We start from the raw sequence: 21323 nt of genomic DNA on the forward strand, positions 1-21323 counted from the left end.
GCAATGCAAAACAGAGACAGGGAGCCCCGCACATGAGCGCCATTTACCCACCTTCTCACGACCAGGCCACACATTGTGATCACCACCATGATCATCACCACGCCACGCCCACGGGCTGGCGCCGCTGGCTGTACGCCACCAACCACAAAGACATTGGCACGCTGTACCTGCTGTTCAGCTTCACCATGTTGATGATTGGTGGAGTGCTGGCGCTGTTGATCCGTGCAGAGCTGTTTCAGCCCGGCTTGCAGCTGGTCAACCCAGAGCTGTTCAATCAATTGACCACCATGCACGGTCTGATCATGGTGTTTGGCGCCATCATGCCGGCCTTTGTGGGCTTCGCCAACTGGATGCTGCCTCTGCAAATCGGCGCATCAGACATGGCTTTTGCCCGTATGAATAATTTCAGTTTCTGGCTGATGGTGCCTGCGGGCCTGATGCTGGTGGGCTCGTTCTTCATGCCCGGCGGGGCACCGGCTGCGGGCTGGACGCTGTATGCCCCCCTGACGCTGCAGATGGGGCCATCCATGGACACCAGCATCTTTGCGATGCACATCATGGGTGCCAGCTCCATCATGGGGTCGATCAACATCATCGTCACCATCTTGAACATGCGCGCGCCCGGCATGACGCTGATGAAGATGCCCATGTTCGCCTGGACATGGCTGATCACGGCCTACCTGTTGATTGCCGTCATGCCCGTGCTGGCAGGCGCTATCACCATGACGCTGACAGATCGCCACTTTGGCACCAGCTTCTTCAACCCTGCAGGGGGTGGTGACCCGGTGATGTACCAGCACATCTTCTGGTTCTTTGGCCATCCAGAGGTCTACATCATGATCTTGCCGGCCTTTGGCATCGTCAGCCAGATCGTGCCTGCATTCAGCCGTAAAAAACTGTTCGGCTATGCCTCCATGGTGTATGCCACCAGCTCGATTGCCATTTTGAGCTTCATCGTGTGGGCGCATCACATGTTCACCACGGGCATGCCGGTGACTGGCCAGCTGTTTTTCATGTATTCCACCATGTTGATCTCAGTGCCCACGGCCGTGAAGATTTTCAACTGGGTAGCCACCATGTGGCGCGGCTCCATGACGTTTGAGACGCCTATGCTGTTCTCGGTGGGCTTTATCTTTGTGTTCACCATGGGTGGCTTTACCGGGCTGATCTTGTCCATGGCCCCCATTGATATTCAGTTGCAGGACACCTACTACGTCGTCGCGCACTTTCACTATGTGCTGGTGGCTGGTTCGCTGTTTTCCATGTTTGCGGCGTATTACTACTGGTCGCCGAAATGGACGGGCGTGATGTATTCCGAGCGACGTGGGCAGATCCACTTTTGGGGTTCGCTGATCTTCTTCAACATCACTTTCTTTCCCATGCACTTCCTGGGTCTGGCCGGTATGCCACGCCGCTATGCCGACTATCCCATGCAGTTCGCCGACTTCAACGCGGTAGCTTCTATAGGCGCATTTGGATTTGGCTTGATGCAGGTGTATTTCTTCCTGGCCGTTGTAGTGCCCGCAATGCGTGGCAAAGGGGAAAAAGCACCGCAGAAACCATGGGAAGCGGCAGAAGGTCTGGAGTGGGAAGTGCCTTCGCCTGCGCCATTTCATACCTTTGAAACACCTCCTAAATTGGATAGCACCGCAACTCGCGTGATTGGATAAACCATGATTCACCCTAAACACAGCAACTCCATGCCTGGCCGTACAGAAGCCTGGCAACTGCAGCGCCAGCGCAATACGCGCATGGCCCTGGTGCTGGCGTCTATCGCCGTCGTGTTCTTTGTGGGATTTGTGGCCAAGATGGCATTGTTGGGCGGCTAAGGCACGCACAGCCATGAATCCACGCAAGCGCAGCGCCAATTTTCAAATGGTCACCAAACTGCTGGTGATCACTGTGGGAATGTTTGCCTTTGGCTATGCGTTGATTCCCATCTACAAGCATGTGTGTGAGGCGCTGGGCATCAACATTCTCACCATCTCCGAGCGGCAGGTGCCGGGCAACGGAGCGGTGGGAAAGCTGCCCACTAATACGCAGGTAGACACCACCCGCACGATCACGGTGGAGTTTGATGCCAATGCGCGAGGTCCATGGGATTTCAAACCCGAAATACGCTCTTTGCAGGTGCACCCCGGTGAGCTGGCGACGGTGATGTATGAGTTTCAAAACATCCAAAACCGTGCCATGGCAGCGCAGGCTATCCCAAGCTATGCGCCTCGGCAGGCTGCACCGCATTTTGTGAAGATGGAGTGTTTTTGCTTTAACCAGTACGAGCTGCAGCCCGGCGAGAAAAAGGAGTGGCCTGTAGCGTTTGTGATCGATCCTCGGCTGCCTAAGGACGTGACCACCATCACGCTGAGCTACACCTTCTTTGAAGTGGGTGGCAAGGTGCCTGCGGCACCGACAGCAGCGCTGCAGCAGCCAGCACAAGGAGGTGCGTCTTGAGTGAACAGCAATCCTCTCGTAAACCGTCGCTGTTGCGCACCATCAAGGCGATGGCCTGGGCCTTTTTGGGTGTGCGCAAAGGCAGCGAGTGGCGCAGTGATTCGGCGCAGATGACCCCGCTGCTGGTCGTCAGTGTGGGGCTGGTGGCAATTTTTGTATTTGTGTTGTTGTTGATCGGTATTGTCAATTGGGTGGTCTAGCGCGCAGCGCTGGATCGAAACGCTATGTTTGAGACGAGTGATGACAGGAGCTGACATGGGTACACCGCACACTGCAAGCACCCCGTACTATTTTGTACCTGCTGAATCAGGTCACCCCATCTGGGCCGCTGCCGGACTGTTTTTTGTCATTCTGGGCGCGGGCATGTGGGTCAATGGCCACCAGTGGGGCATGTGGAGTTTCTTTTTTGGCCTGACATGGTGGCTGGTGGTGCTGTTTCGCTGGTTCCGTGAAGCAGCGCAGGAGAGCGAGCGTGGCTTGTTCGGTCGCAAGATTGACCTGTCTTACCGCTGGAGCATGAGCTGGTTCATCTTCTCGGAAGTCATGTTCTTTGGCGCATTCTTTACTGCCCTGTGGTGGGGCCGTGCGCACTCTGTGCCAGCCTTGGGCAGTCTGGAAAACTCATTGCTGTGGCCCGGTTTTAGCGCCGTGTGGCCCAGCGTCATGCCGGGTGCCACGGCTGCACCTGGTGGCATGGTTGAGGCGTTTCAAACCGTAGGGCCGTTCTGGCTGCCCACCATCAACACCGCATTGCTGCTGACTTCGGGCGTTACGCTCACCATTGCCCACCATGCACTGCGGCTGGGTCAGCGGGCTAAAACGATTGGTTTCATGTGGGTGACGGTGCTGCTGGGTATCACGTTCTTGTGCGTGCAAGGCTACGAGTACTACCACCTGTATACGGATTTGAACCTCAAGCTCAACTCCGGCATCTTTGGCTCCACCTTCTACTTGCTCACAGGCTTTCACGGTTTCCACGTGTTTGTGGGCATGCTGATGCTGCTCTTTATTACCTTGCGCTTGCAAAAAGGCCACTTCACGGCAGAGCACCATTTCGGCTTTGAAGGGGCCGCCTGGTACTGGCACTTTGTAGACGTGGTGTGGCTGGGCCTGTACATACTGGTGTACTGGATGTGAATGCGGTCAGGGCCTGCGCCCTGATGGCTGGCAAGGAACGTGGTTTGAATAAAAGAGAGCTGTTAGCGCTTATCAGTACTTGTTTTCAATATGAAATCATTTTGAAAACACGTGTGTGTAAGCATTTCGAGCTCTCTTTTTTATTTCACTTGCCAACCGGCAAGCCTGTGGGCTGGATGTACCCCAGCTTCCACGCCAGCAGCAGGCACAGAAACAAAACCACCGACAGCACAATCCGCCAAGTGAGCGCACGTGCCATGTTCTTGCTGCGTGCCGCATCGTGTTCGGCATCACTTTTGCGCAGCATAAAAAATCCTGCCGCAGCAAGGCTGACAAGAATGGCCAAAAAGAAAAGGGCGATGGCGTATGTCATGCCGTCCATTATGGAGAGCTGCGTATGACGCGCAAGCGGGGCAACCTGCGGTGGTGGCTGGCGACGGTGGCTGGCGTTATCGGCGTATGTGTAGGGCTGGCTTTGGGGTTTTGGCAGCTGGAGCGCGCAGCGCAGAAAACCAGGCTGCACGATGCCATGCAAGCGCAATCGAGCACAGTCACCTTGGATGCCCGTGCCGTGCACGACCAGCTTGCGCTGGGAGATGCAACGCTGACCCACTGGCTGTATCGCCCGATTGCATTGCACGGCCAGTGGATGCCTGCACACACGGTGTATCTGGACAACCGGCAAATGCAGGGGCGGCCAGGCTTTTTTGTTTTTACGCCACTGCAACTGGCCAGCGGTGAGGTGGTACTGGTACAGCGCGGCTGGATTGCGCGCAACTTTCAGGACCGGCAATTGCTGCAAGCCATTGAAACCCCCGCGGGTACCGTAACGGTTGAAGGCCAACTGGCTGGTGCGCCCGGGCGTCTGTATGCCCTGGGTGAAGGTGATGCACCCGATGCACACAACCCTCACATTCGCCAGAACCTCAACCTGACGGCTTATGCACAAACCACAGGTTTGCCACTGTGGCCTGTCACGGTGGTACAAACCGGCGCAGCCAGCGAAGGGCTGTTGCGTGCGTGGCCACAGCCCAGCAGTGGTATTGCCACGCACCAAGGTTATGCTTTCCAATGGTTTGCCATTGCAGCCGTACTGGCTGCCATGGTGCTGTGGTTTCAATTTTTGCGGCCTGCCCGCACTGCCCGACAACGCCATGCCGCACCAAAAAGTTGATTTGCTCCCCTTGAACTTGACCGTGCACAGCACGCCCAGCATGCAAAGCTTGTCGCAAGGCGTGCAGGCCGTTGAGACCCAGCGCAAAGGGCGCTGGAAAATGTTTGCAGTGCTGCTGGTGTGTGCAGCACCGGTGATCGCTTCTTACTTCACGTATTACGTCATCCGGCCCGAAGGTCGGCGCAATTTTGGCGAGCTGATTGAGCCGCAAAAAGACATGCCTGCGTTGATGGCCAAAACGCTGGAAGGCCAAGAAGTTCCTCTGTCGCATCTCAAAGGACAGTGGCTGCTGGTCAGCACCTCGGGTGCAGCCTGTGCAGCGCAGTGCGAAACCCATCTGTATTTGCAGCGGCAACTGCGTGAAGGATTGGGCCGTGAGAAAGAGCGGCTGGACTGGGTGTGGCTGGTGACAGATGGGAAGCAGCCCGCTGCGGAGCTGAAAAAGGCTTTGCAGCCAGCCCAGGTTCTGCAAATCGATGCCACTGCGCTGCAAACATGGCTGCAACCTGCTGCAGGGCAGCAGCTTTCAGATCACTTGTACGTGATCGATCCGCTCGGGCACTGGATGCTGCGCTTTCCTGCGAATCTGGACAAAACCAGCGCACCGAAAGCCAAGCGCGACCTGGAGCGCTTGCTGCGCGCATCTTCATCCTGGGATCAGCCCGGACGTTGAGCATGCACAAGCTTGCGTGAATGAGGCATTTGCGTTTGCGGTTATGGTTATGGATTGATTGACTGAGATTGCCATGCAAAGAAGACATGCACTACAGACCTTGATGGTGGGAGCCTCTGCCATCGGTGCTGCCACCGTTTTGATGGGTTGCAAGCCCAAACCGATCAGCTTTGAAGGCGTAGACATCACTGGCGCCGAATACGGGCAAGACTTCCCGCTGCCGGATGCCTATGGCAAGCCCCGTTCAGTCAGTGAGTTCGCGGGCAAGGTGGTGGTGGTCTTTTTTGGCTATACCCAGTGTCCGGACGTCTGCCCCACTACCTTGCAAGAGCTGGTAGAGGCCAAGGCCATCCTGGGTGAGCAGGGCGATCGTTTGCAGGGCATTTTTGTTTCGCTTGATCCAGACCGCGATACGCCAGAAGTGCTGCGTGCCTACGCTGAAGCCTTTGATCCGCAAATGGTGGCGCTGACAGGCTCGCATGAGCAAATCACTGCGGTAGCCAAAAACTTCAAAGTGTTCTACAAGAAAGTAGAAGGCAAGCAGCCCGGCAGCTACACCTTGGACCACTCCGCAGGCCTGTATGTCTATGACCCACAAGGCAAACTGCGTGTGTATCAGCGTTACGGTCAGGGCGCGCAGATTTTGGCCAAAGATGCCAAGGCGCTGCTGGACGAAGCCAAGGCTTAAGCTGACGCCGAAAGGCCATCAATCGGGCTACGTAGTTTGTCGCCATGCGTCAGCGCTGCCTGCATGCAGTGCGGGAACATAAAAAAAGCCACCGAAAGGTGGCTTTTTGCTGAGGCGAAGCTGGTTACTGGTTACTGGTTACTGGTTGCTGATCTTTTGTTCTTTGATCAGTTTGCTCAATTCTTCGGTATCTTTTTTGATGCGGTTGGCCAGGCCTTCGGGTGAGGTTCCCACCGTTTGCCAGCCCTGCTGAAACAACTTTTGGCGCACCTGCGGCGTGCGCGCAATCTCTACCAGAATGCCCGCCAGTTTGGTGCGAATGGCTTCAGGCATGGCATAGGGCGCAGCAAAGGCATTCCAGATCTGTAAATCGAAATTGCTGACCCCCGCTTCTGCCAGGCTGGGTACGCCGGGTGCCAGTGCACTGCGCCCGCTGGATGTGACGCCAATCAAACGCAGCTTGCCAGCTTGTGCCTGAGCCATGGCCAGCGCGGGAGGCAGCAGCGCCATTTGCAGCTGGCCGCCCATCATGGCCGTGGCCACTTGCGGGTAGCCGCTGTAAGGCACGTGAACGGGTGCAATACCGCTGCGTGTTTTGAGCAGCTCAGTGCCCAAATGGCCGATGGTGCCCACACCAGGGGTGCCGTAGCTCCACTTATCTCCCGCCTGCTTGGCGGCAGCGAAGAAGGCTTTGGCGTCGGCGTCTTTGGCAACGCCGGGTTGTTCCAGCGGAGCCGTCAACACCAAGGGTGAAACACCAATGAGCGTCAAAGGTGCCAAGTCCTTGAGCGGGTCGTAAGTGGTAGCAGGGTTGAGGATTTTGGCAATCGTCATGTTGCCATTGATCATCAGGCCAATGGTGTGGTTGTCGCTAGCCCGTGCAACTTCTGTGGCACCAATGTTGCCGCCCGCACCGACCTTGTTTTCCACAATCACAGGTTGTCCAAGTATTTTGGACAAGGGCTCAGAGAACGTCCGGGCTGTGAGATCGGGCGAAGACCCTCCAGGAAAACCCACCACAATACGCACCGGTCTGGTGGGCCAGGTGTCCGCCGAAGGGCTTGCAAACACAGAAGTGGTGGCAGCGGCAGCAACCAGAGCTGAGCTAGCAGTCAAAACCGTACGGCGGGCAATCTGGTAGAGAGAAGTCATATCGCGTGGTGCAGAAAATAGTGAGGAGTGAAGACGCCACTTCCCAAGAAAAAAGAAAGCCCGGAAATTATCCGGGCTAGTCTGAGCAGCAATCTGGTCTTTTTCAGGCAGATAGCGCAGGAAGATGATTAAGCAAACTCCACCAGCGCTTTTTTCATCTTTTTCATAGCTGCCACTTCAATCTGGCGAATGCGTTCGGCACTGACGCCATATTCAGCAGCCAGCTCGTGCAGTGTCATGCCGCCAGAACCATCGTCGTTCACCTTGAGCCAGCGCTCTTCCACGATGCGACGGCTGCGGTCATCCAGCATTTCCAGCGCTTGGCTGATACCGTCGGTTGCAAGCATATCGCGCTGGCGTGTCTCGATCATGCTGGTAGGTTCATGCGAGGCATCTGACAAGTAGGCAATCGGGCCGAATGCATGCTCGCCATCATCGTTGGGGCTGGGGTCCAGCAAGACATCACCACCAGACAGACGTGTTTCCATCTCCATGACTTCTTCACGCTTGACGTTCAGCTTGGCGGCCATGGCGTCGATCTGCTGAGCTGTCAGCGTTTCACGCTGGATCAGTTCATCGTCCATGGCAGCATCGGCCTGCATACCCTGCTTGAGTGAGCGCAGGTTGAAGAACAGCTTGCGCTGGGCCTTGGTGGTGGCCACCTTGACCATGCGCCAGTTCTTCAGAATGTACTCATGAATTTCAGCCTTGATCCAGTGCATGGCGTAGCTGACCAAGCGCACATTCTGCTCGGGGTCAAAACGCTTGACGGCCTTCATCAGGCCAACGTTGCCTTCTTGAATCAGGTCGCCATGTGGCAAGCCATAGCCCAGGTACTGGCGCGAAATGGAGACCACCAAGCGCAAGTGCGACATGATCAGGCGCCCGGCAGCATCCAGATCGTTGTGTTCTTTGAGTTTGTGGGCGTACTCTTGCTCTTCCTCTGCGGTGAGCAGAGGCAAGCGGTTCACCGCAGTGATATAGGCATCCAGATTGCCCAGCGGCGGAACCAGCGCCCAAGGATTCGCAGGAGCCAAAGCAGAAGCAGCAAGTGTGCTAGTTTGGGTTGTCATTGCATTCCATCCTTTCATCCATCGCTTCATATTAGCACTCTCTGTGATTGAGTGCTAAATCAAAAGTTCCCCTAGATAATGGCGGTCTTCGAGAGCGCATGGGCTACCGATTGGCAGCAAATGTATAGCTGTGTGTTGCTGAGTTTTTCACGAGAACAACGCTTTTATTTTGCAAGTTGTTGAATTTTTTCGGTGAATAGGGTTTTTGTCGCGTGGTTCTGGCTGTCTTGTGTCTGGGCGCCAGCAGGCCCTTGCTGCTTGTCACAAGCACGGGTCTTCAAAAACCAAAGTGATGTTCTTTGCTGTCTGAAGACCCGCTGCTATGGCGTTCAGCGAAGGATCAACCCCATTTCATTTCGCCTTTGGCGACCTTTGCACCTATTTGCAGGGCTGGGGCCAGACCTGCGGCGGGGTAGCGTTTGCTCATGGCTGCGATCAGCGCATCGCTATGCGGCGCTTTGGCCAGTTCTTCTTCAAACGCCAGCAGGTACTCCCGGGTGTAGTTCACGGCAGAGATATCCAGCGCGCTGTTGTTGGCCATGTGGCCGGGCACCACTGTGGTGGGCTTGCGCGCAGCAATGGCATCCAGGTTCTGGATCCAGGCAGCACGTGACGCAGGTGTCGGGGTATCTGCGGTCCAGACGTGCAGGCCCGAGAAAATCAGTACACCACCGAATACGGCATTCAAAGAGGGCACCCACAGGTAGCGGCGGTTGCTCATACCCTGGGCCTTCACAATCTCGATGCTCTGGCCTTCCAGCGTCAGCGCAGGGCCATCAAAGGCTTCAGGAAAGATGATGTCGGTCAGTTTTTGCGGACCGTTCTCTTTGAGCTGGGGCGCCCATGTATCAATTTTCTTTTGTGCATTGGCGCGGATTGCGGCAATGGTTTCAGTCGCGGCAATGACTTTGGCGTTTGGAAATGCTTGCTTGATAGGCCCAAGGCTGAAGTAGTAGTCGGGGTCACTCTGGCTGATGTAGATCGTGGTCAGTGTCTTGCCTGAGGCTTGGATGGCCTCTGCCACAGCACGGCCATCAGGCAGTGAGAAACCTGCGTCGATCAGGATGGCCTCCCGGGCACCGGACAGCAGCACGGGTGCACGGAAGAAGCCTTTCTCGCCCGCAGGCAAGTGTTTCCATTGCAGTGGGGTGCTTGTGCTCGATAGGGCTGCGCAGCCTGCCATGGCGATGGTGGCGCCTGCGGCTGCAGCGGTTTGAACAAAATTTCGGCGGTTCATCAGGGTGCTCCTTTGGTCGATGTGGATAAAGAGAGAAGGCCTCAGGCTGCAGCCAGTTGGTCTACGAAGGTCTGCGGGTTGGACAGTGCTGCGTTTGAAGACATCAACTGGCGATGTCCATTCATCTCCACAATGAAGGCAGGCACACCACGTGCCCCAAATTGCGCAAGCAGTGCTTGCGCTTGTGCAATGCGGGCGCTGTTGGCTGCGATCAGGCTTGCATCTGGCTGGGCCAGCAGTTTTGCGGCGTCTTCAAGGCCAAGCGCATGGAGTAAAGATGCCAAGGTGCCAGGCTGCGTGATGTCGAGCCCGTCCACGTAACGTGCCTGCTGTATGGCTTTGAGTGCATGCCCCTCACGGCTGCGCGCTGTCAGGGCCACGGCCGTCAAAGCCAGCGTGGCAGGCGCGCTGTCAAACATCTGCTGGTTGTCGGTCAGCACTTCATGGCGGTAGCGTTCGGTGAACCGCTGGCCTGTCAGCTGCTCAATGCGCTGGTCGTTGCTCCATGCGTAGGCCGCGAAATCCTCGCTCATCGGCCGTGCGCCTTCGCCAGAGAACAGTCCGCTGGGCAGCATTTGCAGCGCTATGTCTGTGCTGTCTGCCAGAGCTTGCACTGCGCCACCAGCGCCGTAGCACCATCCACACAGCGGGTCGTAGATGTAGTACAGGGTTTTGCGCATAAAAAGGCTCCGTTTCATTCAATGCCGTGATGGTAGAAGTCCTGCATTGATGAATAAAGGGTGGTGAAATAGATGGACCGTATGTAAAAAGCAAACAATATGGAAGCAACCGATCTGAGTAACTTTGCCAATCTCAAGCGACTGGCCTATTTCGCTGCTGTGGCGGAGACCGGCAGTTTCACGGCCGCAGCAGACCGTCTTGGCATTACCAAAGCCGTGGTGAGCCAGCAGGTGGCGCGGCTGGAGAGAGAGTTCCGGACGACCTTGCTGACACGAACGACACGCAAGGTGGCACTGACAGCGGCTGGCAAAGGTTTTTATCAAAGGTGTGCGCTGATCCTCAAAGAAGCGAGCGATGCCTTTGAGGAACTGGCCGAGGTAGCGGTAGAGCCTGCTGGGACTCTGCGTTTGACCGCACCGCTGGACTACGGCATCACCACGATCGTGCCGGCCATTGCTGAATTCACACGGCGCTTTCCGCAATGCAAGGTCGATGCAGCGCTCAGCGACCAGTCCCTTGACCTCATGGCTGGGCAGGTGGAGCTGGCAATTCGCGTGGGCTGGCTGACAGACCTGCATTTGCAAGCACGGCAAATCGGGACATTTCGGCAGCTGCTGGTGGCTGCCCCTGGCTGGCTGTCGCAATCGGCACGGGTGACTGCGCCGAAAGACATTGAGGCACTGCCATTTGTGGCCAATACGGCATTGCGTGACCCCACACGCTGGAGTTTTTCGCACCCTGCGCTAGAGCCTCAGAGCGTTGTTGTTCACCCGTGCATTTATCTGGATGCAACGCTGGCCGTGCGCGAGGCCGTGCGTCAGGGGGCGGGGCTGTCCATCTTGCCGGACTACATGGTGGCGCAAGATTTGGCTGACGCAAGCTTGACCCATGTCTTGCCTGAGTGGGCGCTGCCCTCAGGGGGCATTCATGCCGTATTTCCGGCATCACGGTTTCGTCCAGCAAAGGTTCGGGCTTTTGTGGATCTTTTGCAGGAAAAGTTTTGTCATTAGCCGTGCCAGACTCGCCCGTTTCAGCCCTTTTGGTGATGCCAAGCCTTGTTCAGCAATGAATAAAATAATTTGTTGAAAGGTAGTGGATCTCTATTTAATCAACGATTTGTGTATTTTAATTATTTGTTAATACTTCCTTAATTATTATTATTTAATATCACTGGTTTTGTTAAAAAATACAATAAAAACAATAACTTATATGATTGATGTGTGTCAATTTGAATAGGGTGCGAAGCATTTGAAAATCAGGGTATTCCTTCATAAAAGGATTTTCAAATGCATGAAAACCATATTAGTCCCACACCTTCGAATACAAAGCGGAGTTTCTTGCAAGAGTTGGTCGCTTTGGCCACCGGCTTTGGCCTGGCTGGTAGCGCTAACGCTGCGCAGCCGGAACCGGACTTCCAGCCACAGCGCCGCCCCGGCATGCAGGGCAAGCGTTTTGGCATGCTGGTTGACATGCGTAAATGCATTGGCTGCCAGGCATGCACCGTCAGCTGCTCTGTAGAAAACTTGCCCCCTATTGGCCAGTTCAGAACGACAGTGCTGCAGTACGAGATCAGCCAGCCAGGGGCCAGCGCTCCTGCCATGGTGAGCTTGCCGCGCCTGTGCAACCACTGTGACAACCCTCCCTGCGTTCCTGTTTGCCCGGTGCAAGCAACCTTCCAGCGCACGGACGGCATCGTCCTGGTGGACAACGAGCGCTGCGTGGGCTGCGGGTACTGCGTGCAAGCCTGTCCTTACGACGCGCGCTTTATCAACCATGAAACGCAGACTGCCGACAAGTGCACTTTCTGTGAGCACCGGCTGGAAGCTGGGCTCTTGCCTGCATGCGTAGAGAGCTGCGTGGGCGGGGCCCGCGTGATTGGTGACCTGAACGATCAGGGCAGTGAAATCAACCAGCGCATGGCTGCACACAAGCAGGACATCAAGGTGCTCAAGCCAGACATGAAGACAGAACCACGTGTTTTCTACATTGGTTTGCCCAACGAGTTTGTCAACGGTGTTGACGGCCAAGCCAGCGTGCGCCTTCTCTCCGATCACTGAAGCCTTGGGAGTGTCTTATGCAAATCACTGAACTCTTGACCCCGCATTACGAAGTGGCCTGGCTGCCCTGGGCTGTCCAGTATTTCTTCTTGGTGGGCGTGGCCACTGGTGCCGCACTGCTGGTTTCGGTATGTGCTTTTGGTCAACGCGGTAGTGCCATGCAGCGTCTGCTGCCCGTGGCTGTGTTGACGCTGGCTGTAAGCACCTTGGCTGCACCTGTTTCGTTGCTGGCGGATTTGCACCAGCCCGCACGCTTCTGGCATTTTTATGCCCACTTCACGCCTTGGTCGTGGATGTCGCGTGGTGCGGTGCTGTTGCCACTTTTTGTGGTCATAGCGCTGGCCTTTTGTGCCGCATGGTGGCTAGGTAAAACCCGCTGGATGCGAGGACTGGTGCCATTGCTGCTGCTGTCTGCGCTGTCGATCACTGTTTATTCCGGCGCGGAGCTGATGGTCATTCGTGCACGTCCCTTGTGGAACACCCTGTGGGTGCCGGTGAACCTGGCCTTGACAGGGTGGCTGGCCGCAGTGGGCGTGATGCTGGTGGTCGAGCGCTTTTTGCCCGCCAAGCTGCGCCCCGATGCAAGTGCCCTGCAAGTGCTGCGCAGCATTGGATTAGGGGTTGCTGGCTTGCTGTTGCTGGTGGTGCTTGCGTGGGCCTTGTCTGGTGTTCTGGGCTGGAGCCCATCCTTTAACGAAGCTTTGCGACTGTTCAGTGAATTTCCTGTGTGGCGCATGACCATGCTGGGGTCGGCGGTGTTTGGCGCTGTGGTGGTGGGGGCGTTGCTTCGTGGCAGGCAGCGTTTGAACGCCAGTGGTTACACGCTGGTGCTGGGCCTGGGCCTGGCAGCTGCAGCCTGGGCATTTCGCTGGGCTTTGTTCATGGGCATTCAAGGCGTGCCTAAGTTTGGAGCAGGTCTGTACCTGTACCACATGCCTTTGGGGGGCGATGGCCTGCTGGGCATGCTGGGTGTCGCTGGCCTGTGTGTGGCTTTGGTGGCGATGGCAACTTGGGCACTGGAAGTCTTTCCTGAGCGCCACCCCCAGACCGCTTGAGCAAGCTTCATAGGTTTGAAGCCAATTCAGCCTTTAACGCAACATTGACGGGCACTTGCAGTTATTGAACTTTTGCAGGTGCCTGCCCTGAAAGGGCAGACCATGACTGATAAAAAACATTCTTCCGAACAATTCAACGAACCCGATGTAGCGCGCCGGCGCATGCTGCTACGCGGCGGTGCCGTGGCAGGCGGTCTGGCTGCTTTTGCGGCAGGCTACGGTGAAACGGTGGTTAAAACCGCCAAAGGCTTGGTGGGTGGCACCTCGGGTGTGCCCACAGCCAGTGCTACACGCGGCAACTCGCTCACCCCAGAGTTTCGTATCGATCCTTTGACTGGCCAGCTCACCACCCAGCCGGGGCAGGTGGTCAGCCCATCGTCATGTCTGGGGTGCTGGACGCAGTGCGGCGTTCGAGTGCGTATCGACACCGAAAACAACCAGATTCTCCGAATTGCTGGCAACCCTTACCACCCGCTTGCAACCACCAATCCCGCTCCCATGGAAACACCGGTGCGCGAGGTGTACGCCATGCTGGGGGGCGACCATGGTCTGGAAGGGCGCGCCACCAGCTGCGCGCGTGGCTCTGCCATGCTGGCCCACCAAACTGCTGCACATCGCGTGCTCACGCCGCTCAAACGCGTAGGGCCACGCGGCTCTGGCCAGTGGAAAAGCATTTCGCTTGAGCAGTTGGTGCAGGAAATCAGCGATGGGGGCAACCTGTTTGGCGAAGGCCATGTCGACGGTCTGCGTGCCATTCGTGATCTGGAAACACTGATCGATCCGAACAACCCGGAGTACGGCACCAAGGCCAATCAGTTGCTGGTAACAGATGCGTCGAATGAAGGTCGCACACCGCTGATCAACCGTTTTGCGCGCCAGTCATTTGGTACGGTCAATGTCTCCAATCATGGCGCTTACTGTGGTCAAAGCTACCGTGTAGGCACGGCAGCAGCCTTGGGCAATATTGCTGGCATGCCCCACGGCAAGCCCGACTGGCGCAATTCGCGGTTTGGCCTTTTCATTGGTACCGCACCGGCGCAGGCAGGCAACCCTTTCCAGCGGCAGGGGCGTGAGCTTGCAGATGCGCGCTCGCGCCAAGAGCAAACCTATACCTATGTGGTGGTCTCCCCCGTGTTGCCAACCTCATCGAGCTACGCCTCGGGTGATAACAACCGCTGGCTTCCCATCAAGCCTGCCACCGATCTGGCGCTGGTCATGGCCATGATTCGCTGGATCATTGAAAACGAGCGTTATGACGCCGATTTTCTGAGCCAGCCCGGCCCTGTGGCCATGGCTGCTGCGGGCGAAGCCTCATGGAGCAATGCCACGCACTTGCTGATCAATGATCGCAAGCACCCTCGCTATGGTCAGTTTCTGCGTGGGGCGGATATGGGCTGGCCCATGCCTGAGGCCGTTGACGAGAAGACGCCTGCTGAAGATGTGTACGTGGTTGAATTGCTGGATGGTCAACTTGCGCCACACACCAGTGCGCAGCCTGCACAGCTGTGGGTGCCTGAGCGCGTGGTCAGCCTTGCGCCAGCGCCAGACGCAGCAGAGGGCGCAGCCGCAGCGGTGCCCGTATGCACCGCCATGGTCAAGCTGCGCGAGGAGTCGCAGCAAATGACGCTGCAAGAGTATGCCGATCAGTGCGGCGTGCCTGTTGCAGACATCGAAGCGCTGGCGCAAGAGTTCACCAGCCATGGCAAGCAGGCGGTGGCCAACTCTCACGGCGGCACCATGAGTGGCGCAGGTTTTTACACAGCCTATGCCATTGCCATGCTCAACAACCTGATTGGCAACTTGAATGTCAAAGGTGGCTGGGTGCTGGATGCAGGGCCCTTTGGTCCGTTTGGCCCAGGTCCGCGTTATAACTTTGCGCAATTTCCAGGAGCGGTCAAAGCCGGCGGGGTCTCTCTGTCACGCACGCGTTTCCCGTATGAAAAGACCAGTGAGTTCAAGCGCAAAAAAGAAGCGGGTGAGAACCCCTATCCCGCCAAAGCACCTTGGTACCCAGCGCCAGGAGGGATGAGCAGTGAAATGCTGGCAGCGGGCCTGCTGGGCTACCCCTACCCCGTGAAGGCGTGGCTCAATCACATGAGCAACCCTGTGTATGCCATCTGTGGTTTTGAAAACACCCTGGTAGATGCGATCAAGGACCCGAAAAAACTGCCATTGTTCATTTCGGTAGATCCCTTCATCAATGAAACCTCGGCACTGGCGGACTACATCGTGCCTGATACGGTCACCTATGAAAGCTGGGGCATTGGCGCTCCGTGGGCCGACGTGGTGGCCAAGAGCAGTACGGTGCGCTGGCCTACTGTAGAAGCAGCAACGGCCAAGACGGTCGATGGCAAGCCCGTCAGTTTTGAGAGCTTCGTGTTTGCGCTGGCCAAGCAGCTGGCACTACCCGGTTTTGGCAAAAATGCGATGTCTACCAAAGACGGCGAACCGCTGGACCTGGAGAGTGCTGAAGACTTCTACCTGCGTGGCATGTGCAATATTGCCTACCAGGCGGGCAAGCCTGTGGCGGAAGCCAGCGATGACGATATTGCGCTGACAGGGCTAGATAAATGGATGCCTGCACTGCAGCAGCGCCTCAAACCCGAGGAAGTGCGCCGCGTTGCCATGGTCATGACCCGGGGAGGGCGCTTTGACAAGGTGGAAGATGCCTGGAAGGCTGACCACATCAAGGCGGCGCACAAATTTCCAGTACAGATCTGGCATGAAGGCCTTGCCAAGATGCGCCATTCCATGACGGGTGAAAAATACACGGGCTGCCCGACCTGGTACCCCACACGCTTTGCAGATGGAAGCAGCATGCGTGAGCATTTCTCCGAAAAGGAATGGCCGCTTTCGATGAGCAGCTATAAATCCAATCTGATGAGCTCGATGTCGATTGCCGCTGCACGCCTGCGCCAGGTGCACCCACACAATCCGATCAGCTTGAACACGGAAGATGCAGCGCGCTTTGGGATCGCCAATGGCGACCGTATTGAAGTGCGCACGCCTGGTGCCAAGCTGGAGGGGATGGCCCTGGTGCGCAGCGGCATTGCCAAAGGTGCGATTGCCATTGAGTACGGCTACGGGCATACGCAATTGGGGGCTGTTGCCCATGTTGTGGATGGCAAGCCCACACACACCAATCCACAGTACGGCAACGGAGTGAATCTCAACAGGCTGGGCTTTACCGACCCCACGCGGCCAGCCAAAGACAATGTCTGGATTGACTGGGTTTCTGGCGCTGTGGTGCGACAAGGCTTGCCAGTGAAGATCCGCCGTATCAGCTAAGCGCTGTTGGCGTACACCGCCGTTGAAAGGGCAGGCCAGTGAAGCCCAAGGGTTGCACTGGCCTGCTGTGCTTTGGATACAGTCCTTGCCATGCACGTATTAATTGTCGAAGACAACACGCTGGTTGCCCGTGGAATCAAAGCAGGTCTGGAGCTGCACGGGATGACCTGCGATATCGCCATGCACATTGCCCAGGCGCAACTGCTGATGGCTGCCTGCCAGTTTGATGCGTGTGTACTCGATCTGGGCTTGCCTGATGGCGATGGACTGCAGCTGTTGCAGCAGTGGCGCGCCCGCACCCTGGATGTGCCTGTGCTCATCTTGACGGCGCGCGGCACTGTCGAAGACAAGGTGCTTGGCTTTCAGACGGGGGGTGATGACTATCTGGCCAAACCTTTTGATTTGCCAGAACTGGTGGTGCGGCTGCAAGCTTTGCACCGCCGTGCGGCAGGCCGCGCCAGTGATTGGCAGCAGTGGCCAGCCCTGCGCTTGAACCTTGCCACGCATGAGGCTTTTGTGCACGAGCAACCGGTAGAGCTTTCACGCCGTGAATGGGCCTTGCTGGGGGCGCTGCTGCAAGCCAATGGGCGTGTGCTCACCCCTGTGCAGTTGCACGACAGGCTGTACGGCTTTGAGCAGGATGTGGGCAGCAACACCGTGAATGTGCATGTCCATAACCTGCGCAAGAAGCTAGGGGCCGAGCTCATTGATACCGTACGTGGACTTGGCTTTCGTCTGGGGGCAAGCTACTGCAAGGACATGGCATGAAAAGTTTGCGCTGGAGGCTGCTTGCCACGCTGGGCATTGCCATCTTTGTGCTGTGGAGCAGCATGGCCGCCTGGATGTTCACCAGCATCCGGCGTGAATTGATCAGTGTTCTGGATGACCGGCTGATCGCTTCGACACGCATGGTGGCCGGGATTGTTCAGCAGTTTTCACACGAACAAATACAGTCAGCGAGCGTGCCAGGCAAACATGTGGATCTGACCTCGGTGATTGCCCGAGATGGTGTGGCATGTGAGGTCAGTCTGGTGCGCGCAGAGGTGGAATTGCTGCCGCTTGCGCGCACAGAAAACAGCCCTGGTTTTGATAGCCTGCAGGGCACAGGTTTTGGGCGCATCGACAAGGGTGGAAAGCTTTGGCGCACTTACGTTCTGGAAGAAAACGGTATCCGTATTGCAACGGCAGATCGTATTGATGTGCGAGAGGGGCTGGTTCAGTCGTTTGCCTACGCCATGGTGCTGCCGTTTGCCATGGCATTGCTGGGGCTGCTGGCCATCACGTGGTGGGCATGCACGAAGGGGCTGGAGCCGTTAAGGCGTCTGCAGCACACCCTGGCCAAACGACCTCCGCAAGATGGCACGCCGATTGAAGACGGCAGAGACATTGAAGAGCTGGCGCCCATGGTCAACAGCTTGAATGCATTACTGCTGCGCATGAACGCAACCATTGAGCATGAAAGGCGCTGGACTGCCGATGCCGCCCATGAGCTGCGCACCCCCCTGACCGCCATCAAGACGCATGTGCAAGTCACGCAATTGCTGGTGCAGCGTGAATTGAAACTCATGCCAGGACAAAGCTGTCTGGCAGCCGAGCAGATACAGCAGTCGCTGGAATACACCATGTCAGGCATCACACACATGCATGACACCCTGGAGCAACTGCTGATGCTGGCGCGGGTGGAAAGTGGCAGCGCCCTGGATACGCGCAAGCTCAGCGGCATCGCCATTGTTGGTGCTTTTGAGCGCGCTTGTGAGCAATCCCAGCAGCACGCGGCAGAGCAAGGCCATACCGCCCAGCTTCAGGCGCAGGTGTCTCCTGGCGCGCCACAGGACTGGCAGTCATGGCAGGTGGCATTGCCCGCGCCATTGCTGGTGTGCGCGGTCAGCAATCTTGTCGATAACGCATTGCGCCACCACCAGGGCCAAGAGCCCGTGACAGCGCATCTGGAGCTGCAGGAGCAGGCTGGCCAGGTTTGCATCAGCATTCGTGACCATGGGCCGGGCATGTCGCAAGCCGAGTGTGAACAGGCGTTGCGACGTTTTTGGCGGAAAAACCCGTCCAGTCAGGGCAGTGGTCTGGGCCTGACGATTGTTCAGCGCATCGTGGACAGTGTGCAGGGGCACCTGACTGTGCAGCCAGCGCCGGGCGGTGGTTTGAAGGTGCACTTGCACCTGCCCGTGGTGCTTTGCCAATCCGCAGAGTGCGCAGCCTAGAGCGCCACAGAAAATGAATGTGCACAAAATAAATGCGCACAAAAGCTATCCCCGAAAAAGCAATTCCTGCAAAAGCAATTCCCTCAAGGGTCCGGCCTGCACACAGCTGCTCAGCTGGCAGTGACGGAATGGCTGCTACAGGCCAGAGTCGGGAGCAGCCCCCCTCTGTCTGGCCTGAGGCAGCAAGGCAAAGCGTTCATCAATCCCAGTCGGGCGCCAGACCTTCTGGGTTGACCTCGCGGCCATTGCGATCGAGCGTGGCAATCAGCGCCATGTCCTGTGCATCGAGCTTGAGGTCACGGGCCAGCAGGTTGCTGCTCAGATTTTCACGCTTGGTCGACGATGGAATCACCGCATAGCCCAGTTGAAGTGCCCATGCCAGTGCCACCTGTGCCACGGTAGCGTGGTGTTTTTCGGCAATCGTTGCCAGCACCGGGTCTTTGAGCACCTTGCCATACGCCAGGGTCATGTACGACGTCACAGCAATGCCTTGCTCTTTGAGATAAGCCGTCAGCTTGTGGCTCTGCAGGTAGGGGCTCAGCTCTATTTGATTGGTGGCAATTTCGTCTTTGCCCACCACGGCGATGGCCTGCTGCGTCAGCGCAATATTGAAGTTGGAAATACCGATCTGGCGTGTCAGACCCAGCGCCTTGGCTTCGGCCAGTGCTTCCATGTATTGGGGCAGTGGCACGCCATTGCCGGGCGCGGGCCAGTGAATCAGCGTCAGATCGACAGAGTCAGTACGCAGTTTCTCCAGGCTTTCACGCAGGCTGGATACCAGCTTGGTTTTGGCGTAGTTGGCTGTCCAGATTTTGGTGGTGATGAACAGTTCGCTACGGGGAACGCCGCTTTCGGCAATGGCTTGCCCAACTTCGGCTTCGTTGCCATAGATTTGTGCGGTGTCGACCGCGCGGTAGCCTACGTCCAGTGCATTGCGCACCGAGTCAATTGCGCTCTGGCCGGTCAGACGGAAAGTACCAACACCAAAGGAAGGGATGCCCATGGAAAACTCCTAAATGAGAAAAGTCAGTTGAGTGAAAAAAAAATGGCTTGAAACCAGACGCAGTGCGGCTGCGATCAATCCCGTGTTTCGCTATGAATGCCGGTGGGCCGGCTCCATAGTTGTTGATGAAGTCTGGGACTTCCTCCGTATTTTTGAAACTGCAGCCAATGCCTGCGAAGGTCTGGCACCTGCAAGAAAAGTTGTTGAGGGCATGTCCATCGGCTTATGCGCATTGCTTTGCTTCGCGGCGATGCATGCTGCCCAGCCATACCAGTGCCAGTCCGCCTGCGGCAAGTGCGGCCCCTACCCAAGGCACGGCCGCATAACCCAGGCCCTGACCAATCACCATGCCACCCAGTGCCGCACCGACTGCATTGCCCAGATTGAATGCACCGACGTTGACCGAAGAGGCCAGGCCAGGTGCCTGAGATGCTGCTTGCATCACCCGCATCTGCACGGGTGGGACGATGCCAAAAGCGGCGGCCCCCCAGAAGACCAGTCCGATAGCGGCCCCGGTATGGGTGGTCAGCAGCATGGGCAGCAAGAGCATGGTCAGTGCAAGGGAGGCAAGAATCAGCTTGGTGGCACCATCGAGTGACCAGTCAGCCAGACGGCCACCCAGGCTGTTGCCCAGCGTGAATCCAACGCCAATCAGCACCAGAGCGAAAGCCACAAAATCCGGGCTGGCCTGGGTCAGCTCAGTGAGCATGGGGGCGATGTAGGTGTAAAGCGTAAACATGGCGGCAGAACCCAGCACGGTGGTGCCCATGGCCAGCAGCACTTCTGGGCGTACCAGTACTTTGAGTTCACGGCGCACATCGGGGCGTGTACCGGGCATGCCCTTGGGCAGGGCTGCCCACAGCGCTGCCATGGTGATCAGGCCCAATATGGCCGTGCCACCAAAAGCCACCCGCCAGCCCACTTGCTGGCCGATCCAGGTTGCAGCAGGCACGCCGCCAATATTGGCAACCGTCAGGCCCATGAACATGGCGGCAATGGCTCTGGCCTGCTTGTCTTTGGGCACCACGCTGGCCGCTACCACGGCACCGATACCAAAGAAGGCACCGTGGTTCAGGCTGGTAAACAGACGTGACAACAGCAAGGTGGTATAGCTGGGGGCAAAGGCAGACAGCAAGTTGCCAATGGTGAAGATGAGCATCAGCGATATCAGCGCGGTGCGTTTTCCGAAGCGGCTGAACAGCAGCGTCATGACTGGCGCGCCCACCATGACACCGATGGCGTAGGCCGACACCAGCATGCCAGCCGTGGGAATACTGACTTGCACACCATCGGCAATGACGGGCAGCAAGCCCATGGGCGTGAATTCGGTGGTGCCAATGGCAAATGCGCCAATGGCCAGAGCGAAAAGAGCAACTGAAGATTTCATGGGGCTCAGTGTGCCCGGTTAATATTTGTAGATTAAGCCTTGTATTCAATA

At 57.1% G+C, this 21323-nt stretch carries 21 protein-coding genes; 14 read left to right on the top strand and 7 right to left on the bottom strand.

Translation table 11 applies throughout. From position 1 onward, the window contains the following. The first annotated feature begins 32 nt into the window (after positions 1-32). Genes ctaD through H9646_RS11020 form a run of 5 tightly spaced genes read left to right on the top strand, consistent with a single transcriptional unit; the run spans position 33 to position 3588 of the window. Positions 33-1670 carry a cytochrome c oxidase subunit I gene (gene ctaD / locus H9646_RS11000; protein WP_191723413.1) on the top strand — a complete coding sequence of 546 codons (1638 nt, stop codon included), beginning with the start codon at positions 33-35 and terminating at the stop codon, positions 1668-1670. A 3-nt stretch (positions 1671-1673) separates the two neighbouring features. Next, on the top strand, positions 1674-1829 hold the full coding sequence (locus H9646_RS11005; protein WP_191723694.1) for a cytochrome oxidase small assembly protein: 156 nt from the start codon (positions 1674-1676) through the stop codon (positions 1827-1829). Positions 1830-1842: 13 nt separating this feature from the next. After that, positions 1843-2451, top strand: a complete 609-nt coding sequence (locus H9646_RS11010) for a cytochrome c oxidase assembly protein (RefSeq protein ID WP_191723414.1) — start codon at positions 1843-1845, stop codon at positions 2449-2451. After that, positions 2448-2651: a DUF2970 domain-containing protein gene (locus H9646_RS11015; RefSeq protein ID WP_225214139.1), complete on the top strand. Its 204-nt coding sequence runs from the start codon at positions 2448-2450 to the stop codon at positions 2649-2651. The genes H9646_RS11010 and H9646_RS11015 overlap by 4 nt, the downstream gene beginning before the upstream one ends. A 55-nt stretch (positions 2652-2706) precedes the next feature. Continuing rightward, on the top strand, positions 2707-3588 hold the full coding sequence (locus H9646_RS11020; RefSeq protein WP_191723415.1) for a cytochrome c oxidase subunit 3: 882 nt from the start codon (positions 2707-2709) through the stop codon (positions 3586-3588). Between the two features lie 145 nt (positions 3589-3733). On the opposite strand, the gene H9646_RS11025 is transcribed toward H9646_RS11020, so the two are convergent. Continuing rightward, on the bottom strand, positions 3734-3961 hold the full coding sequence (locus tag H9646_RS11025; protein ID WP_370551148.1) for a twin transmembrane helix small protein: 228 nt from the start codon (positions 3959-3961) through the stop codon (positions 3734-3736). Positions 3962-3985: 24 nt separating this feature from the next. Here H9646_RS11025 and H9646_RS11030 point away from each other — a divergent pair, with 24 nt between their 5' ends. From H9646_RS11030 to H9646_RS11040, 3 genes are all read left to right on the top strand, one after another. Next, positions 3986-4762: an SURF1 family protein gene (locus H9646_RS11030; RefSeq protein WP_191723417.1), complete on the top strand. Its 777-nt coding sequence runs from the start codon at positions 3986-3988 to the stop codon at positions 4760-4762. Beyond that, complete coding sequence (locus H9646_RS11035) at positions 4743-5435, top strand: hypothetical protein (RefSeq protein WP_404813099.1); 693 nt, start codon at positions 4743-4745, stop codon at positions 5433-5435. The genes H9646_RS11030 and H9646_RS11035 overlap by 20 nt, the downstream gene beginning before the upstream one ends. Before the next feature lie 73 nt (positions 5436-5508). Beyond that, positions 5509-6123: an SCO family protein gene (locus H9646_RS11040; protein ID WP_191723418.1), complete on the top strand. Its 615-nt coding sequence runs from the start codon at positions 5509-5511 to the stop codon at positions 6121-6123. 138 nt (positions 6124-6261) lie between these two features. Here the strand turns inward: H9646_RS11040 and H9646_RS11045 are convergent, their stop codons facing one another. The 4 genes from H9646_RS11045 to H9646_RS11060 all read right to left on the bottom strand — a co-directional run bounded on the left by H9646_RS11045 (position 6262) and on the right by H9646_RS11060 (position 10265). After that, positions 6262-7275, bottom strand: coding sequence for a Bug family tripartite tricarboxylate transporter substrate binding protein (locus H9646_RS11045; RefSeq protein WP_191723419.1), 1014 nt, complete (start codon positions 7273-7275; stop codon positions 6262-6264). 128 nt (positions 7276-7403) lie between these two features. Further along, the gene (gene rpoH, locus H9646_RS11050) at positions 7404-8348 is read right to left on the bottom strand and encodes an RNA polymerase sigma factor RpoH (protein WP_191723420.1); all 945 of its coding nucleotides are present in this window, start codon (positions 8346-8348) and stop codon (positions 7404-7406) included. 340 nt (positions 8349-8688) lie between these two features. Then, positions 8689-9588, bottom strand: a complete 900-nt coding sequence (locus H9646_RS11055) for an MBL fold metallo-hydrolase (RefSeq protein ID WP_191723679.1) — start codon at positions 9586-9588, stop codon at positions 8689-8691. Positions 9589-9626: 38 nt separating this feature from the next. After that, positions 9627-10265 (bottom strand): DsbA family protein, encoded by a 639-nt coding sequence (locus H9646_RS11060; RefSeq protein WP_191723421.1) that lies wholly within the window; start codon positions 10263-10265, stop codon positions 9627-9629. A gap of 99 nt (positions 10266-10364) precedes the next feature. Between H9646_RS11060 and H9646_RS11065 the strand changes: the two genes are divergently transcribed. From H9646_RS11065 to H9646_RS11090, 6 genes are all read left to right on the top strand, one after another. After that, positions 10365-11276 (top strand): LysR family transcriptional regulator, encoded by a 912-nt coding sequence (locus H9646_RS11065; protein WP_191723422.1) that lies wholly within the window; start codon positions 10365-10367, stop codon positions 11274-11276. 276 nt (positions 11277-11552) lie between these two features. Next, positions 11553-12323, top strand: coding sequence for a sulfate reduction electron transfer complex DsrMKJOP subunit DsrO (dsrO, locus tag H9646_RS11070; protein WP_191723423.1), 771 nt, complete (start codon positions 11553-11555; stop codon positions 12321-12323). Positions 12324-12340: 17 nt separating this feature from the next. After that, positions 12341-13378, top strand: a complete 1038-nt coding sequence (gene nrfD, locus H9646_RS11075) for an NrfD/PsrC family molybdoenzyme membrane anchor subunit (RefSeq protein ID WP_191723424.1) — start codon at positions 12341-12343, stop codon at positions 13376-13378. A gap of 102 nt (positions 13379-13480) precedes the next feature. Next, complete coding sequence (locus tag H9646_RS11080; RefSeq protein ID WP_191723425.1) at positions 13481-16666, top strand: tetrathionate reductase subunit A; 3186 nt, start codon at positions 13481-13483, stop codon at positions 16664-16666. A 90-nt stretch (positions 16667-16756) separates the two neighbouring features. Continuing rightward, a complete protein-coding gene (locus H9646_RS11085; protein WP_191723426.1) occupies positions 16757-17434 on the top strand; it encodes a response regulator in 678 nt (225 codons plus the stop codon). After that, a complete protein-coding gene (locus tag H9646_RS11090; RefSeq protein ID WP_191723427.1) occupies positions 17431-18882 on the top strand; it encodes an ATP-binding protein in 1452 nt (483 codons plus the stop codon). The genes H9646_RS11085 and H9646_RS11090 overlap by 4 nt, the downstream gene beginning before the upstream one ends. 199 nt (positions 18883-19081) lie before the next feature. Here H9646_RS11090 and dkgB read toward each other — a convergent pair whose 3' ends face one another. After that, the gene (gene dkgB, locus H9646_RS11095) at positions 19082-19885 is read right to left on the bottom strand and encodes a 2,5-didehydrogluconate reductase DkgB (protein ID WP_191723428.1); all 804 of its coding nucleotides are present in this window, start codon (positions 19883-19885) and stop codon (positions 19082-19084) included. Between the two features lie 223 nt (positions 19886-20108). Beyond that, entirely contained in the window at positions 20109-21272 is a 1164-nt protein-coding gene (locus H9646_RS11100; RefSeq protein WP_191723429.1) for an MFS transporter, read from the bottom strand. Positions 21273-21323 lie beyond the last annotated feature (51 nt).

Origin of the sequence: Comamonas avium (assembly GCF_014836675.1) — a bacterium.
In the GTDB taxonomy this organism is placed as follows: domain Bacteria; phylum Pseudomonadota; class Gammaproteobacteria; order Burkholderiales; family Burkholderiaceae_C; genus Comamonas; species Comamonas avium.